The 16281-nt window shown below is 66.1% G+C and carries 16 protein-coding genes and 2 tRNA genes; 6 read left to right on the top strand and 12 right to left on the bottom strand.

Annotation, left to right across the window (positions count from 1 at the left end; translation table 11 throughout):
• Positions 1–93: 93 nt before the first annotated feature.
• The 9 genes from ychF to N0B71_RS03510 form a co-directional block, all read right to left on the bottom strand.
• Positions 94–1194 (bottom strand): redox-regulated ATPase YchF, encoded by a 1101-nt coding sequence (gene ychF, locus N0B71_RS03550; RefSeq protein WP_259757331.1) that lies wholly within the window; start codon positions 1192–1194, stop codon positions 94–96.
• A 38-nt stretch (positions 1195–1232) separates the two neighbouring features.
• Positions 1233–1817, bottom strand: a complete 585-nt coding sequence (pth, locus tag N0B71_RS03545; protein WP_193452056.1) for an aminoacyl-tRNA hydrolase — start codon at positions 1815–1817, stop codon at positions 1233–1235.
• Between the two features lie 38 nt (positions 1818–1855).
• Positions 1856–2470 (bottom strand): 50S ribosomal protein L25/general stress protein Ctc, encoded by a 615-nt coding sequence (locus N0B71_RS03540; RefSeq protein ID WP_259757330.1) that lies wholly within the window; start codon positions 2468–2470, stop codon positions 1856–1858.
• 112 nt (positions 2471–2582) lie between these two features.
• Positions 2583–3524 carry a ribose-phosphate pyrophosphokinase gene (locus N0B71_RS03535; RefSeq protein WP_015478849.1) on the bottom strand — a complete coding sequence of 314 codons (942 nt, stop codon included), beginning with the start codon at positions 3522–3524 and terminating at the stop codon, positions 2583–2585.
• Between the two features lie 52 nt (positions 3525–3576).
• Positions 3577–3651, bottom strand: a tRNA-Gln gene (locus N0B71_RS03530).
• A gap of 62 nt (positions 3652–3713) precedes the next feature.
• A tRNA-Gln gene (locus N0B71_RS03525) sits at positions 3714–3788 on the bottom strand.
• Positions 3789–3819: 31 nt separating this feature from the next.
• On the bottom strand, positions 3820–4668 hold the full coding sequence (gene ispE, locus N0B71_RS03520; protein ID WP_259757329.1) for a 4-(cytidine 5'-diphospho)-2-C-methyl-D-erythritol kinase: 849 nt from the start codon (positions 4666–4668) through the stop codon (positions 3820–3822).
• Between the two features lies 1 nt (position 4669).
• On the bottom strand, positions 4670–5305 hold the full coding sequence (lolB, locus tag N0B71_RS03515; RefSeq protein WP_259757328.1) for a lipoprotein insertase outer membrane protein LolB: 636 nt from the start codon (positions 5303–5305) through the stop codon (positions 4670–4672).
• Positions 5306–5308: 3 nt separating this feature from the next.
• Positions 5309–7075, bottom strand: a complete 1767-nt coding sequence (locus N0B71_RS03510) for a tetratricopeptide repeat protein (RefSeq protein WP_259757327.1) — start codon at positions 7073–7075, stop codon at positions 5309–5311.
• 145 nt (positions 7076–7220) lie between these two features.
• Between N0B71_RS03510 and hemA the strand changes: the two genes are divergently transcribed.
• From hemA to N0B71_RS03480, 6 genes are all read left to right on the top strand, one after another.
• On the top strand, positions 7221–8489 hold the full coding sequence (gene hemA / locus N0B71_RS03505) for a glutamyl-tRNA reductase (RefSeq protein WP_259757326.1): 1269 nt from the start codon (positions 7221–7223) through the stop codon (positions 8487–8489).
• Positions 8486–9568, top strand: coding sequence for a peptide chain release factor 1 (prfA, locus tag N0B71_RS03500; RefSeq protein WP_259757325.1), 1083 nt, complete (start codon positions 8486–8488; stop codon positions 9566–9568). Before hemA ends, prfA begins: the two co-directional genes overlap by 4 nt.
• A 28-nt stretch (positions 9569–9596) precedes the next feature.
• Positions 9597–10427, top strand: a complete 831-nt coding sequence (gene prmC, locus N0B71_RS03495) for a peptide chain release factor N(5)-glutamine methyltransferase (RefSeq protein WP_259757324.1) — start codon at positions 9597–9599, stop codon at positions 10425–10427.
• The gene (locus tag N0B71_RS03490; protein WP_259757323.1) at positions 10421–11176 is read left to right on the top strand and encodes a molybdopterin-synthase adenylyltransferase MoeB; all 756 of its coding nucleotides are present in this window, start codon (positions 10421–10423) and stop codon (positions 11174–11176) included. The genes prmC and N0B71_RS03490 overlap by 7 nt, the downstream gene beginning before the upstream one ends.
• Complete coding sequence (murI, locus tag N0B71_RS03485) at positions 11169–11963, top strand: glutamate racemase (RefSeq protein WP_259757322.1); 795 nt, start codon at positions 11169–11171, stop codon at positions 11961–11963. The genes N0B71_RS03490 and murI overlap by 8 nt, the downstream gene beginning before the upstream one ends.
• A gap of 115 nt (positions 11964–12078) precedes the next feature.
• The gene (locus N0B71_RS03480) at positions 12079–12600 is read left to right on the top strand and encodes an acyloxyacyl hydrolase (RefSeq protein WP_259757321.1); all 522 of its coding nucleotides are present in this window, start codon (positions 12079–12081) and stop codon (positions 12598–12600) included.
• A gap of 169 nt (positions 12601–12769) precedes the next feature.
• On the opposite strand, the gene phrB is transcribed toward N0B71_RS03480, so the two are convergent.
• Genes phrB through N0B71_RS03465 form a run of 3 tightly spaced genes read right to left on the bottom strand, consistent with a single transcriptional unit; the run spans position 12770 to position 16135 of the window.
• A complete protein-coding gene (phrB, locus tag N0B71_RS03475) occupies positions 12770–14197 on the bottom strand; it encodes a deoxyribodipyrimidine photo-lyase (RefSeq protein ID WP_259757320.1) in 1428 nt (475 codons plus the stop codon).
• Complete coding sequence (locus tag N0B71_RS03470; protein ID WP_259757319.1) at positions 14194–15144, bottom strand: MerR family transcriptional regulator; 951 nt, start codon at positions 15142–15144, stop codon at positions 14194–14196. Before N0B71_RS03470 ends, phrB begins: the two co-directional genes overlap by 4 nt.
• 31 nt (positions 15145–15175) lie before the next feature.
• Positions 15176–16135 carry a YbgA family protein gene (locus N0B71_RS03465; protein ID WP_259757318.1) on the bottom strand — a complete coding sequence of 320 codons (960 nt, stop codon included), beginning with the start codon at positions 16133–16135 and terminating at the stop codon, positions 15176–15178.
• Positions 16136–16281 lie beyond the last annotated feature (146 nt).

Below are 16281 nucleotides of genomic sequence, written 5' to 3'. Positions count from 1 at the left end.
GTCGGGCGGGATTTTCGCGATGAGCGGCGGGGTAGGGCGCCCCTATAAAAAAGCCCCGGCGGGTGGCCGGGGCTTTTCGGGTATCGCTGGCGCTTAGACGTTGAAGCGGAAGTGCATCACGTCGCCGTCCTTGACGATGTAGTCCTTGCCTTCCAGGCGCCATTTGCCGGCTTCTTTCGCGCCCTGTTCGCCCTTGAACTGGATGAAGTCGTCGTAGGCGACGACTTCGGCGCGGATGAAGCCTTTTTCGAAGTCGGTGTGGATCACGGCGGCGGCCTGCGGGGCGGTGGCGCCGACGCGGACGGTCCAGGCGCGGACTTCCTTCACGCCGGCGGTGAAGTAGGTCTGCAGGTGCAGCAGTTCGTAGCCGGCGCGGATCACGCGGTTGAGGCCGGGCTCTTCGAGGCCGAGGGATTCGAGGAACATGTCCTTCTCTTCGCCATCGTCCAGTTCGGCGATCTCGGCTTCGATCTTGTTGCACACCGGTACGACCATGGCGCCTTCTTCTTCGGCGATGGCGCGGACGACGTCCAGGTGCGGGTTGTTCTCGAAGCCGTCTTCGGCGACGTTGGCGATGTACATGACCGGCTTGCTGGTGAGCAGGTGGAAGCCGCGGATAACGCGCTTCTCGTCATCGCCCATGTTCTTCATCAGCGAGCGGGCGGGCCTGCCCTCGGTGAAGTGGGGGATGAGCTTTTCCAGCAGGGCTTTCTGCACCAGGGCGTCCTTGTCGCCGCCCTTGGCGTTGCGCGCGACCTTCTGCAGTTGCTTCTCGCAGCTGTCGAGGTCGGCGAAGATCAGTTCGAGGTCGATGATCTCGATGTCGCGCTTGGGGTCGACGCTGTTGGAGACGTGGATGACGTTCTCGTCTTCGAAGCAGCGCACGACGTGGGCGATGGCGTCGGTCTCGCGGATGTTGGCGAGGAACTTGTTGCCCAGGCCTTCACCCTTGGAGGCGCCGGCTACCAGGCCGGCGATGTCGACGAATTCCATCGTGGTCGGGATCACGCGCTCGGGCTTGACGATCTCGGCCAGCGCATCGAGGCGGGCGTCGGGCATCGGGACGATGCCGCTGTTCGGCTCGATGGTGCAGAAGGGGAAGTTTTCCGCCGCGATGCCGGATTTGGTCAGGGCGTTGAACAGGGTGGACTTGCCGACGTTGGGCAGGCCGACGATGCCGCAGTTGAATCCCATGCTAGGTCCCTCGCGCCAGTGGCGGAAAAGAGGTGTGATCAGGCCTTCTGGCTGTGCAGCTTCTGCATCGCGCGGGTCCAGTCCCCGTCGAGCATTTCCGGCAGCACGCCGAGGGCGGAGTCGATGCTGGTGTCGAGCAGTTCCTGTTCGGCGCGCGGGGCGCGGCCGAGAACGAAACCGGAGACCAGGCTGCTGTGCCCCGGATGGCCGATGCCAAGCCGCAGGCGATGGAAACCGTTCTGGTTGCCGAGCTGGGCGATGATATCGCGTAGCCCGTTGTGCCCGCCGTGCCCGCCGCCTTTCTTGAGCTTGGCGACGCCGGGGGGCATGTCGAGTTCGTCGTGGGCCACCAGGATGGCTTCGACCGGAATGCGGAAGAATCCGGCGAGCGCCGCCACGGCCTGGCCGCTGCGGTTCATGTAGGTGGTAGGGATGAGCAGACGAACATCGCGGCCCTTGTGGCTGAACTTGCCGACCAGGCCGAAGTATTTCTTGTCCAGCGACAGGTTCGCGCGTTGCGCGTCCGCCAGTCGCTCAACGAAAAGGGCCCCCGCGTTATGCCGGGTCTGGTCGTATTCAGGGCCTGGATTTCCCAGGCCAACGATCAGTTGTACGGCAGTCACGACGGGGGCCCCTTCCTTAAAGGCAATGGTGCGCGCGATTACTCGGCAGCAGCTTCGCCTTCACCTTCTTCTTTCACTACGCGGGAAGCGTGGATGTTGGCGACGGCCAGGTCGTTACCGTGGGCCAGTTGCACCAGCTCTACGCCTTTGGGCAGTTTCAGGTCGGACAGGTGAACGATCTGGCCCAGTTCCACTTTGGCCAGGTCGACTTCGATGAATTCCGGCAGGTCTTTCGGCAGGCAGGAAACTTCGACTTCGGAGATCACGTGGGAGATCTCGCCGCCACCAACCTTGACGCCAACAGCGGTGGCTTCGTTGATGAAGTGCAGCGGTACGTGGGCGGTCAGTTTCTGGCCGGCAACGACGCGCTGGAAGTCAGCGTGCATGACGAAACCCTTGGACGGGTGACGCTGCAGGGCCTTGATCAGAACGGTTTCCTTGGCGGAACCGACGTTCAGGGTGATCACGTGGCTGAAGGCAGCCTCGTTTTCCAGCAGCTTGGAAATCTCACGCAGTTCCAGGGTCAGGGATTGCGGGGCTTTCTCGCCACCGTAGACCACAGCCGGGATCAGGCCGGCGTTACGACGCAGGCGGCGGCTCGCACCTTTCCCCAGGTCGGAACGCTCTTGAGCATTCAGTACAAAATCAACCATTTCACACTCTCCAAAATGACAAGATCGCCCGGACGCTTGCGACCAGCGTTCGGGCGATTTTGCTAATGCCCCATCGACATGACGGGGCGCTTTACGTCAGCGCTGTTCCGCCTTAGCGGAACATGGCGCTGATCGATTCTTCATTGCTGATGCGGCGCATGGCTTCCGCGACAACCGGCGCGATGTCCAGCTGGCGGATACGGCCACAGGCTTGTGCAGCAGCGGACAGCGGGATGGTGTTGGTCACCACCAGCTCGTCCAGTACGGAATTCTCGATGTTCTCGATGGCGCGGCCCGACAGCACCGGGTGGGTGCAGTAGGCGATGACCTTGGCGGCGCCGTGCTCTTTCAGAGCCTTGGCGGCGTGGCCGAGGGTGCCGGCGGTATCGACCATGTCGTCGACCAGTACGCAGGTACGGCCTTCGACATCACCGATGATGTGCATGACTTCGGACTGGTTGGCCTTCGGACGACGTTTGTCGATGATGGCGAGGTCCACGCCCAGGGACTTGGCGACGGCGCGAGCGCGCACCACGCCACCGATGTCCGGGGAGACGATCATCAGGTTCTCGAAGCGCTGGTCTTCGATGTCGTCGACCAGTACGGGGGAGCCGTAGATGTTGTCGACGGGGATATCGAAGAAGCCCTGGATCTGGTCGGCGTGCAGGTCAACGGTAAGAACGCGGTTGACGCCTACGACGGTCAGCATGTCGGCAACGACTTTGGCGCTGATGGCCACGCGGGCGGAACGCGGGCGGCGATCCTGGCGGGCATAACCGAAGTAGGGGATGACGGCCGTGATACGAGTCGCCGAGGAGCGGCGGAAGGCATCGGCCATTACCACCAGTTCCATCAGGTTGTCGTTGGTCGGTGCGCAGGTCGGTTGGATCAGGAAGACGTCCTTACCACGAACGTTTTCGTTGATCTCAACGCTGATTTCGCCGTCGGAGAATTTACCGACAGAAACGTCACCGAGGGGGATGTGCAGCTGCCGTACGACACGGCGTGCCAGATCGGGGTTGGCGTTCCCCGTGAAAACCATCATTTTGGACACGCTGCGGTACCTGTGTCGGCTTGAGGGTAGGCCCGGTTGAGCCAGAAGAAAATGGCAGGGGCGGCTGGATTCGAACCAACGCATGGCAGGATCAAAACCTGCTGCCTTACCGCTTGGCGACGCCCCTGTAGCTTACAACTTGCGGAGCAATGTGTTCGTTGACGCTGTACGTATAACCCGGTGGGTTAATGGCAGGGGCGGCTGGATTCGAACCAACGCATGGCAGGATCAAAACCTGCTGCCTTACCGCTTGGCGACGCCCCTGTATCGTACAACCGATTACATTGCTTTCTTCTCAGGCCAGGCTTTGCAGCTTTCGGTGCAACATCGAGATGTTACGGCCCTGGGCAACAAAACTCGGCAGAGTGGCCGGAAGTTGGCGGCGAACTTTATCAGCATCGCCCTTGTTTGGGAAGCTCCCAAACACACAAGCTCCGGTGCCGGTCAATCTCGCTTGGGTAAATTTACCTAGCTGGATCAGTGCGTTACGTACATCCGGGTAACGCTTCTCGACGACCGGCTGGCAGTCGTTATGACCGTCCACCCCGAGAAGGCTGCGAACTTTAATGGGCGGAGTATCGCGTGTCAACTCGGGATCGGAGAAAACTTCTGCTGTGCTGACAAAGACTTGCGGCACAACGACGAGGAACCAGGGCTCCTCCAGCTCCACCGGCGTGAGCTGCTCGCCGACGCCCTCGGCAAACGCCGCACGGCCGCGCACGAACACCGGTACGTCGGCGCCGAGGGTCAGGCCCAGCGCGGCGAGGCGGTCTTCGTCCCAGTTCAGCTGCCACAGGTGATTGAGCGCGAGCAGGGTGGTGGCCGCATCGGAGCTGCCGCCGCCGATGCCACCGCCCATGGGCAGGCGCTTGTCCAGCCAGATGTCGGCGCCGAGTCGGCAGCCGGATTGCTCCTGCAGGCGGCGGGCGGCCTTGACGATCAGGTTGCTGTCGTGGGGAACGCCATCGATCTCGGTGTTCAGGCGGATATCGCCGTCCTCGCGCACGGCGAATTGCAGCTCGTCGCCGTGGTCGAGGAATTGGAAGAGGGTCTGCAGTTCGTGGTAGCCGTCGGCGCGGCGGCCGGTGATGTGCAGGAACAGGTTGAGCTTGGCCGGTGCCGGCAGGGTCAGGCGGTCTTGCATGTCACTGCTGGCTCGCCTGGCCTGCGCCCAATTGCCGCGGCTGCCAGGATTTCACCACCAGGGTGACGTCCAGGTCCTGGCCGTGCAGCTTCAGGCGCTCGGGCAGCCAGTAGCCGTCCTGCTCGCTGTAGCGGGTGTACTCCACGTCCCAGCCGTCCTGTTGCAGCTTGGCCAGGCGGCTGTCGCTGTCCAGGGTCAGGCGGCTCTTGCTGTCGGGCGCTGGCAGGCCGCGAATCCACCAGAGCAGGTGGGATACCGGCAGGCGCCAGCCCATCTGTTGCTCCAGCAGTTCTTCGGGGGAGGCGGCTTCATAGCGGCCTTGCCCTGCCACTTCCAGGGTCACCGCGCCTTCACGCCCGGTCAGGCGCGCGGCGCCGCGGCCCAGCGGGCCGGACAGGCGGATATCGTAGTAGTCCTGGCGTTGCAGCCAGAACAGGGTGCCGCTGCCCGAATCCTTGGGCGCGCGGATGCCGACCTTGCCGTCGATCTGCCAGCCGTCGAGGGTGGCGATGCGCGCCTTGTGGGCATTCCAGGCGCTGGCGTTGCCCTGGCCTTCCAGGGCTTCGTGGGTGCCGAAGCTGGAGCAGCCGGCGAGCAGGGCAAGCGCGGCGGCGCCGATCAGGTGACGTAAACGCATAAATCAGAGGGTTCCGGAGCCGGTCAGGCGCAGCATGGTGTCGCGCAGGACGGCGCTGTCGGGCTGGCTTTGCAGGGCGGTGGCCCAGACCTTGCGGGCTTCGCTCTGCTTGCCCTGGGCCCAGAGCACTTCGCCCAGGTGCGCGGCCACTTCGTGATCGGGGAAGCGCTCTAGCGCCTTGCGCAGGTAGGTTTCCGCTTCGCTGAGGTTGCCCAGGCGGTAATTCACCCAGCCGAGGCTGTCGAGGATGGCCGGGTCGTCCGGGTTCAGCGAGTGGGCTTTCTGGATCAGGTCGCGGGCTTCGCTGTAGCGCGTGGTGCGGTCGGCGAGGGTGTAGCCCAGCGCATTGAGCGCCATGGCATTATCCGGCTCGCGCTGGATGATCAGCCGCAGGTCCTGCTCCATCTGCGCCAGGTCGTTGCGCTTCTCGGCGAGCATGGAGCGGGTGTAGAGCAGGTTGAGGTCATCCGGGAACTGCTTGAGGCCCTGCTGGATCACGTTCCAGGCGCGGTCCACCTGGTCGCGGTTGGACAGGCCTTCGGCTTCGATCAGGTACAACTGGATGGCGTAGTCGGGCTGGCGCTCGCGGGTTTCGGCGAGGCGGCGTGAGGTGTCGTCGTAGCGCTTCTGGTCCAGCAGGATCTCGGTGGCGCGCAGCTGGGCCGGGAGGAAATCGTTGCCCGGGCCGACCAGGGCGTATTCCTTGAGGGCGGTTTCCGGGTCCTTCTGCTCCTCGGCCAGGCGCCCCAGGTTGAAGTGGGCGGAGTCGACGTGGCTGTCGCGCTCGACCAGCTCCTGCAGGTAGACCTTGGCTTCGTCCCAGGCCTGGGCTTCGAGGCAGACCAGCGCCAGGGAGAAGCGCAGGTCGTCGTCATCGGGGAATTGCTCGACCAGCGCGGAGAACTCGGCCTTGGCATCGTCCAGGCGGTTCTGCTCCACCAGCAGGCGGGCGTAGGCGAGGTGGACGCGCTTGTCGTCCGGGTGTTCCTTGATGCCGGTCTTGAGCAGCGGCAGCGCTTCGTCGCTGCGCTTCATGCTCTGCAGCAGGCGCGCGCGCAGCAGCAGCGGGGCGACGTCGTGCTTGCTGGCGGCATTGTCTTCGAGCAGGTGCAGGGCTTCCTGCGGGCGGCCGTCCTGTTGCAGCAGCAGGGCCTTGCCGAACAGCAGCTGGCCGTTGTCCGGGTATTTCTTCAGCAGGCGGTCGAAGCTCTGCAAGAGGCCCGCGCGGGTGTCCGGGTCGGTTTCGGCGGCGGACAGGGCGAGGAAGTCGAAGTGGGTGTCGCCCTGGCCGTTGAGGACTTTCTCCATGTACACCATGGATTCGTCGTACTGCCCGGTGCGCGCCAGCTGGATGGCGGCGGCGCGCTGGGCGTCGAGGTTGTCCGGCGCGGCCTTGGCCCAGATCAGCGAGGTATCCAGGGCTTCCTGGTCGGCGCCCAGGTACTCGGCGATGCGGAAGGCGCGCTCGGCGACGCCCGGATCGCGGGTTTCCTTGGCCTGCTCGACGTAGTTGGCAAGGGCGATGTCGAACCGGTTGCGCTGGCCGGCGAGTTCGGCCGTCAGCAGCGAGAACATCGTGTCTTCGCTGAAGGAGCCGTACTTCTGGTTCTTCTGTGCAGCCGCGGCCTTGTCCTTCTCCGCGGAAGCACTGTCGGAATTTTTCTGTGTAAGAGACTGGCAGCCGCCGAGCAGCAGCAGAGCAGTCAGCAGCGCAAGAGACTTGTTCATAGAGGAAGGACGAGGGCCTGACCTGCGAAATGGGACCATCATGACATAAGGAAAGTGCCAATCCCATGGGCAAGCGCCGCTTGCGGGCGTGTATACGATTTGCAGTGTGCGATCCGTCGCGGGTGGTTGTCCTTCACAAGGCTAAGTAGGACAATTGCGGGCTTTCCGATCAGCTCAGCGATTCTGCATGGCCTTCATTGCCCTCGGCATCAACCACAAGACCGCGTCCGTGGCCGTCCGCGAGCGCGTGGCCTTTACTCCCGAGCAGATGGTCGAGGCCCTGCAGCTGCTGTGCAGGCTGACTTCCAGCCGTGAAGCCGCGATCCTCTCCACCTGCAACCGCAGCGAACTCTACCTGGAGATCGAGCATCCGGACGCCGGCGACGTGCTGGCCTGGCTGGCCGATTACCACAACCTGGGGATCGACGACCTGCGCGCCTGTGCCTACGTGCACCAGGACGAAGACGCCGTGCGCCACATGATGCGCGTCGCCGCGGGGCTGGACTCCATGGTGCTGGGCGAGCCGCAGATCCTCGGGCAGATGAAGTCCGCCTACGCCGTGGCCCGCGAGGCCGGCACCGTCGGGCCGATGCTGGGGCGCCTGTTCCAAGCCACCTTCAGCACCGCCAAGACCGTGCGTACCGACACCGCCATCGGCGAGAACCCGGTGTCGGTCGCCTTCGCCGCGGTGAGCCTGGCCCGGCAGATCTTCAGCGACCTGAGCCGCAGCCAGGCCCTGCTGATCGGCGCCGGCGAGACCATCACCCTGGTCGCCCGCCACCTGCACGAGCAGGGCGTGAAGCGCATCGTGGTGGCCAACCGCACCCTGGAGCGCGCCAGCCAGCTGGCCGAGCAGTTCGGCGCCCGCGCCATCCTGCTGGCGGACATGCCCGACGAACTGGTCAACAGCGACATCGTCATCAGTTCCACCGCCAGCCAGTTGCCGATCCTCGGCAAGGGCGCGGTGGAGCGCGCGCTGAAGCAGCGCCGGCACAAGCCGATGTTCATGGTGGACATCGCCGTGCCGCGCGACATCGAGCCGGAAGTGGGCGAGCTAGAAGACGTCTACCTCTACAGCGTGGACGACCTCCACGAAGTGGTCGCCGAGAACCTCAAGAGCCGCCAGGGCGCCGCCCAGGCCGCCGAGGAGCTGGTCGGCGACGGCGTTCACGAATTCATGCTGCGCCTGCGCGAGCTGGCGGCCGTCGATGTATTGCGCGCCTATCGCCAGCAAGCTGAGCGCCTGCGCGACGAAGAGACCCAGAAGGCCCAGCGCCTGCTGGCCAACGGCGCCGACCCGATGGAGGTCATCGCCCAGCTCAGCCGCGGCCTGACCAACAAATTGCTGCATGCGCCCAGCGTGCAGATGAAGAAACTCTCCGCCGAGGGCCGCATCGATGCGCTGGCCGTCGCGCAGGAACTGTTCGCCCTCGAGGAGGGCACTGACAAGCGATGAAAGCGTCCCTCCTGAAAAAGCTGGATATCCTCAGCGACCGCTATGAAGAGCTGACCGCTCTGTTGGGCGACGCCGAGGTGATCAGCGACCAGACCAAGTTCCGCGCCTACTCCCGCGAATACGCGGAAGTGGAGCCGGTCATCCTCGCCTTCCGCGAATTCCGCAAGGTGCAGTCCGACCTCGAAGGCGCCCAGGCGCTGCTCAAGGACAGCGACCCGGACCTGCGCGAGATGGCCGAGGAGGAGGTCGAGCAGGCCAAGACCGCGCTGGTCGGCCTGGAGGATCGCCTGCAGCGCATGCTGCTGCCCAAGGACCCCAACGACGGCCGCAACGTCTTTCTGGAAATCCGCGCGGGCACCGGCGGCGACGAGGCCGCGATCTTCTCCGGCGACCTGTTCCGCATGTATTCGCGCTACGCCGAGAAGCAGGGCTGGCGCGTCGAGATCATGTCCGAGAACGAAGGCGAGCACGGCGGCTATAAAGAGGTGATCGCCCGCGTCGAGGGCGAGAACGTCTACGCCAAGCTCAAGTTCGAGTCCGGCGCGCACCGCGTGCAGCGCGTGCCGGCCACCGAGTCCCAGGGCCGCATCCACACCTCCGCGTGCACCGTGGCGGTGTTGCCCGAGCCGGACGAACAGGCGGCCATCGAGATCAACCCGGCCGACCTGCGCGTGGACACCTACCGCTCCTCCGGCGCCGGCGGCCAGCACGTGAACAAGACCGACTCGGCCGTGCGCATCACCCACATCCCGTCGGGCATCGTGGTGGAGTGCCAGGAAGAGCGCTCGCAGCACAAGAACCGCGCCAAGGCCATGGCCTGGCTGGCGGCCAAGCTCAACGACCAGCAGCAGGCCGCCGCCCAGCAGGCGATCGCCAGCACGCGCAAGCTGCTGGTCGGCTCGGGCGACCGCTCCGAGCGCATCCGCACCTACAATTTCCCCCAGGGCCGGGTGACCGACCACCGCATCAACCTCACCCTGTATTCCCTGGGTGAAGTGATGGAAGGCGCGGTGGAGCAGGTCATCGAGCCGCTCCTGCAGGAATTCCAGGCCGACCAGTTGGCCGCACTGGGCGATTGAGCGCGGGCGACTGAGAGAGCGACAGACCATGGCAACCATCATGACCCTGCTCAACGAGGCGCAACTGCCGGACTCGCCCAGCGCGCGCCTGGATGCCGAGCTGTTGCTCGCCGCCGCCCTGGGCAAACACCGCAGCTTCCTGCGTACCTGGCCCGAGCGCGTGGTCAGCCGCGAGGCCCACGACCTCTACGACCGCTACCTGGCCCGCCGCGTGGCCGGCGAGCCGGTGGCCTACATCCTCGGCCGCCAGGGCTTCTGGAGCCTGGACCTGGAAGTCGCCCCGCACACCCTGATCCCGCGCCCGGACACCGAACTGCTGGTGGAAACCGCCCTGGCGCTGCTGCCCGCGTCGCCCGCCCGCGTGCTCGACCTCGGCACCGGCACCGGCGCCATCGCCCTTGCCCTGGCGTGCGAACGCCTGAGCTGGCAGGTGCGGGGTGTCGATCGCATCCCCGAGGCCGTGGCCCTGGCCGAGCGCAACCGCGAACGCCTGCGTCTGGGCAACGTGGCCTTCCAGGCCAGCCACTGGTTCTCCGCGCTCGGCGGCGAGCGCTTCTCGCTGATCGTCAGCAACCCGCCGTACATTCCCAGCACCGACCCGCACCTCAGGCAAGGCGATGTGCGCTTCGAACCCTCGAGCGCGCTGGTCTCCGGGCAGGACGGGCTGGACGACATCCGCCTGATCATCGAGCAGGCGCCCAGCCATCTCGAAAACGGCGGCTGGCTGATGCTCGAACACGGTTTCGACCAGCCTGACGCCGTGCGCGACCTGCTGCTCACCCGTGGTTTCAGCGCCGTGGAAAGCCGCCGTGACCTGGGCGGCCACGAGCGCATCAGCCTGGGGCGCTGGACATGCTGAGCGACAACGAACTGCTGCGTTACAGCCGGCAGATCCTCCTGCCGCAGATCGACGTGGAGGGCCAGCTGCGCCTGAAGGACAGCCGCGTGCTGATCGTCGGTCTCGGCGGCCTTGGCGCGCCGGTGGCGCTGTACCTGGCCGCGGCCGGGGTCGGCGAGTTGCACCTGGCGGACTTCGACACGGTGGACCTGACCAACCTGCAACGGCAGATCATCCACGGCACCGACAGCGTCGGCACGGGCAAGGTGGATTCCGCCATCGCCCGCCTGGCCGCGCTGAACCCGGAGGTGAAGCTGGTCGCCCACCGCCAGGCGCTGGACGCCGACTCCCTCGGCGCCGCCGTGGCGGGCGTTGACCTGGTGCTGGATTGCTGCGACAACTTCGGCACCCGCGAGGCGGTGAACGCGGCCTGCGTCGCGGCGAAGAAGCCCCTGGTGAGTGGCGCGGCGATCCGCCTGGAAGGGCAGCTCTCGGTGTTCGACCCGCGCCGTGCGGAAAGCCCCTGCTACCACTGCCTCTACGGCCATGGCAGCGAAGCCGAGCTGACCTGCAGCGAGGCCGGCGTGGTCGGCCCGCTAGTGGGCCTGGTGGGCAGCCTGCAGGCGCTGGAGGCGCTGAAGTTGCTGGCCGGTTTCGGCGAGCCGCTGGTGGGCCGCCTGCTGCTGATCGACGCCCTCGGCACGCGCTTCCGTGAGCTGCGGGTCAAGCGCGATCCGCAGTGTGCCGTGTGCGGAGCCTCGCATGGCTGATGCCGCACCGATCGGGGTGTTCGACTCCGGTGTGGGCGGCCTCAGCGTCCTCCACGAAATCCGCGCGCGGCTTCCCCACGAATCCCTGATCTACCTCGCCGATTGCGGCCACGTGCCCTACGGTGAGAAGACCCCCGAGTACATCCGCGCGCGCTGCCGCGCCATCGCCGAGTTCCTCCTGGCCCGTGGCGCCAAGGCGCTGGTGCTGGCCTGCAACACGGCCACCGCGGCGGCGGCGGCGGATTTGCGCGAGCAGTATCCGCAGGTGCCCATCGTCGCCATGGAGCCAGCGGTGAAGCCAGCCGCCGAGGCCACCCGCAGCGGCGTGGTCGGTGTGCTCGCCACCACCGGCACCTTGAAAAGCGCGCGTTTTGCCGCGTTGCTGGATCGGTTCGCCAGCGACGTGCGGGTCATCACCCAGCCGTGCCCGGGGCTGGTGGAGCGCATCGAACAGGGCGATCTGAACGGCCCGCAGACCCGCGAGCTGCTGCAGGGTTATGTCGAGCCGCTGCTGGCTGAAGGGTGCGACACACTCATCCTGGGCTGCACCCATTACCCGTTCCTGCGCCCGCTGCTGCGGGAACTGGTGCCTGCGGACGTGTCGCTGATCGATACCGGCGCCGCCGTCGCCCGCCAACTGGAGCGCCTGTTACAGGCGCGGGGGCTGCTGGCGCAAGGGGACGCAAAAAAAACTGAGCTATGGACCAGCGGCGCAGTCGAAGGTCTTGAACGGGTACTGCCGGTGCTTTGGGGCGCGGACGATACCGTCAGTTTCTTCCCTGGCTGAGAAAAGAATAGCGGGCTACCGACCTTGGTCTGTCAGCAAATGCTGACAAATGGCCTTATAATTGCCAGCTATTCGCGGGGATTTTTCATTCAGCTTTCTAATAAAGGATGTTTCGATGAAGAAACTACTCTCGCTGGCCGCCGTGGCAGCCTTGACCCTTGGACATCTGGTCTCCGCACAGGCCGCAAGCCTGACTGGCGCCGTGGGCGTTACCGGGCAGAACACCATGACCTACCGCCTGGGCCTGGGTTTCGACTGGGACAAGAGCTGGTGGGAAAGCTCCACCGGCCGCCTGACCGGCTACTGGGACGCCGGCTACACCTACTGGGAAGGGGGCGATGAGGCCAGCGGCCGGCACTCGCTGTCTTTCAGCCCGGTGTTCGTCTACGAGTTCTCCGGCGCGACGGTCAAACCCTTCGTCGAGGCCGGCATCGGCGTGGCCGTGTTCAGCGGCTCTCGCGTGGGCGACCAGAACCTGGGCGGCGCCTTCAACTTCGAGGATCGCATCGGCGCCGGCCTGCGCTTCGGTGAAGGCCAGGCCCTGGGCGTGCGTGCCACGCACTATTCCAATGCCGGCATCAGCCAGCCGAACGACGGCATCGAATCCTACAGCCTGTATTACACGCATCCGCTGTAATCGAGCGTCGACCGAAGAAGCCGGGCCTGGGCCCGGCTTTTTTGTGCCCGACGGTTTTTCCAACCAGCGGGGCAAAATCGGCACAGCCCTGTAGGAGCGGGCCATGCTCGCGATCGCGCGCAGGGCGCGCACCTACCGGTACGCATCGTCCGATGCCTTCGCGCCCGTATCAGCGGCTGGCCGAAAGACTCTTGAACGCCTCCAGCGCCCGGTCCCGCGTTGCCGACAGGTCACACATCGGCTGTGGATAACCCTCTACGCCGAACAGCCCGAGCTTCGACGGATCATGCACCGCCTTGTCCTGCAGCCTGGCCAGTTCCGGCACCCAGCGGCGGATGAAGCGGCCATCCGGATCGAAGCGCTCGGACTGCGAGATCGGGTTGAAGATGCGGAAGTACGGCGCGGCGTCGGTGCCGGTGGAGGCGCTCCACTGCCAGCCTCCGTTGTTGGCCGCGAGGTCGCCGTCGATCAGGTGGCGCATGAACCAGCGTTCGCCCTCGCGCCAGTCGATCAGCAGATTCTTGCTGAGGAACATCGCCACCACCATGCGCAGCCGGTTGTGCATCCAGCCGGTGGCCAGCAGCTGGCGCATGGCGGCGTCGATGATGGGGAAGCCGGTGCGGCCCTGTTGCCAGTTTTCCAGGTCCGCCGTGTCCTGGCGCCACCTGAGCTGCTCGGTGTCCTCGCGGAAGGCGCGATGCCGGCTTACGCGGGGGAAGCCGACCAGGATGTGCTTGTAGAACTCGCGCCAGAGCAGCTCGTTGATCCAGCTGACCGCGCCGCTGTTACCCGTTTCGAACTCGCCGTGGTTGTTCGCCAGCGCCGCGTGCAGGCACTGCCGGGGCGACACCACGCCGGCGGCCAGGTACGGCGAGAGGCGACTGGTGCCGTCGCGGGCGGGGAAGTCGCGGGTGTCCTGGTAATTGCCGAGAATCTCATCGGTGAACAGGGCGATGCGCTCATGGGCCGCGTCCTCGCCAGCGGGCCATTCGTTGCGCAGCGCGGCGGGCGGTATGGCGAATCCTTCCACCTGCCGGGGCACCTCGTCGCTGACGAGGTTCAGCTCCTGCTGCGCGCGGGGTGCCGGGACCAGGCTGGGGACGCCCAGGTTCAGGCGTTCGTAGCAGACCTTGCGGAACTGGCTGTAGACCTGGAAGTAGGTGCCGCCCTTGGTGAGGATCGTGCCGGGAGTGAAGAACAGCTGGTCCAGGTGGCTGCGCAGGTGGATGCCATCGCTGGCCAGGGCCTTCTGCACGGCGGCATCGCGGGCGGCTTCGTTGATTCCGTATTCCTCGTTGACGTGCACGGTCTCGATGCCCAGTTCCTGGCACAGCTGGCTGATGAGGTTCGGCGCGTCGTCCCAGCGCGGCGCGGTGCGGATCAGCAACGGAATATGCAGCGTGTCGAGGCCCGCCTTCAGCTCGCGCAGGTTGCGCAGCCAGAAGTCGACCTTGCAGGGGGCATCGTCGTGCTCGAGCCACTGGCCAGGGCTGAGCAGGTACAGAGCGATCACCGGGCCGCGCTCGGCGGCGGCGTGCAGGGCGCTGTTGTCGCGCAGGCGCAGGTCGGTGCGCAGCCAGACGAGTTGGCGTTTCATGGGGCTTCCCCGTTGATCAGGTGCAGTTCACGCAGCAGGCCGAAGGCGGCGACCGGATCGCTCGCCAGGTGCAGTGGCTCGTCGGTGCTGACCTGTTCCTGCAAGGCCTCGGGGTGAATGGCGGTGGCAGGGCCGACCAGCAGCCGCGGGCAATCGACGCCGGCCAGCAGCCGGGACAGCTGGGGCAGGTTCAGCGTGCAGCTGGCGTACAGCAGCACGGCGCGTGGTTGCAGGCGTTCCACCGCCAGCGCCAACTCGCCGGGTGGCAGGGGCCAGTCGAAGATCTCCAGCGGGAAACCGGCGCTGCTGGCCAGCCACGCGGTGAGCCACACCCCCGGCTCCAGCGGAAGGTCGGACTGGTTCACCAGCAGCAGCGGGGCGCCGCGCTGCTGCCGGTTGTGGTGGTAGAGACGGGTGCCGAACTTGGTGCGCAGCCAGGTGTGGAAGAACACCCGCTCCAGCTGCGCACCGAACTGGCCCTGCCAGCGCCGCTCCAGCTCGTCGAGCAGCGGCAGCATCAGTTGCTCGCAGAGCGTCAGCGCGGGGTAGATCGCCAGCGCGCCGTTGAACAGGTCGTCCAGCTGCCGCTCGTTGATCCGGCCGACGGCGGCGATGCACTGCTGGCGCAGGTCGTCCCAGGGCGAGCTGCCGGCTTCGGCCGGCGGCGGCATGTCTTCGTCGAGCAGCGCGCGGATCTTGCTCACCGCCACCCCCCGGCCCAGCCAGGTGAGGATCTCCTGGATGCGCGCGATCTGCGCCTCGGAGTAGAGACGGTGGCCCTTGGGCGTGCGCTGCGGCACGACCAGGCCGTAGCGGCGCTCCCAGGCGCGCAGCGTGACCGGGTTGACGCCAGTGCGCCGGGAGACGTCGCGGATCGGCAGCCAGCCTTCGGCCAGGGCCTGGCGATAGTCGTCGTCCGAGTCGCGGTGTGGGTGGTCGGGGTTCATGGGCATCCTTTGAGTGCGTCTGATGGCGGCCTCAGATGGCATTGCGCAGGCTCAGGCCTTCGGGGTGCGGTTGCAGGTAGGCCTGGGCATCGATGTAGGGGTGCGGGTGCAGGCGGAAGTAGTGCTTGAGCAGCGTCAGCGGCACCACCAGCGGGATCACGCCTTCGCGGTACTGGTCGATCAGGCGCTGCATCTCGGCTTTCTCGCTGGAAGGCAGTTCGTGCTTGAGATAGCCGGCCAGGTGCTGCAGCACGTTGCTGTGGGTGCCGCGGGTGGCGCAACTGCCGAGCGCCTGCATGAAGTCGCGGAAGTAGTCCGGGGCGAACGCCTCCAGCGGCTGTTCGCCGATCTTCGCCAGGCGGCGGCCCAGTTCGCTGTACTGCCGCGGGTTATGCGCCATCAGCTGGTACTTGTAGCGCGAGTGGAAGCCGATCACCGCGTGGCGGGTCAGGCCCTTTTCGACGAGGTGCTGCCAGGCGGCGTAGGCGAACACGCGGGTGAGGAAGTTCTCGCGGATCACCGGGTCATTGAGCCGGCCTTCCTCTTCCACCGGCAACGCCGGGCGCGCCGCGCAGAAGGTTTCCGCATACAGCCCGCGCACGCCCGGCGGGCGTGGCTGGCCGTCGATGCGGTAGAGCTTCACCCGGTGCAGGCCGCAGGAGGGCGACTGCTGCATGAAGATGTAGCCGCAGATGTCCTGCATCGCTCCGGCCTGCTGGCGGCCATAGTCGCGCAGGGCGTCGCTGACGTCGCGGCCGCCTTCGCGCAGGATCAGCGCGCGCGGATCGTCGTGCTCGCCGACCAGGCGCAGGGTCGGGCGCGGGGTCCCCAGGCCGATGGCGACTTCCGGGCACACCGGCACGAAATCGAAGTAGCGGCTGAGCACCTCCAGGCACAGGCGCGAGGCCTTGTGCCCGCCGTTGTAGCGCACCGGCTCGCCCAGCAGGCAGGCGCTGATGCCGAGCTTGGGTCGTGACGGAGAGTGAGACATGGCAGTGTCCGAACTTGTACAGGATTAGTTGTTTGTACAACTATCGCACAGGATAGACGCAGCCTTGTACAAGTGCAAAGACTTGTACAAGGCGGAGGACGGAGGCGGGGAGAGGCGGCCTTCTCCACGGCGGGAAGGCCGGGGGG

The organism is Pseudomonas sp. GCEP-101 (genome assembly GCF_025133575.1).
GTDB classification, from domain to species: Bacteria; Pseudomonadota; Gammaproteobacteria; order Pseudomonadales; family Pseudomonadaceae; genus Pseudomonas; species Pseudomonas nitroreducens_B.
This window is presented reverse-complemented; position numbering and strand designations above follow the sequence as displayed.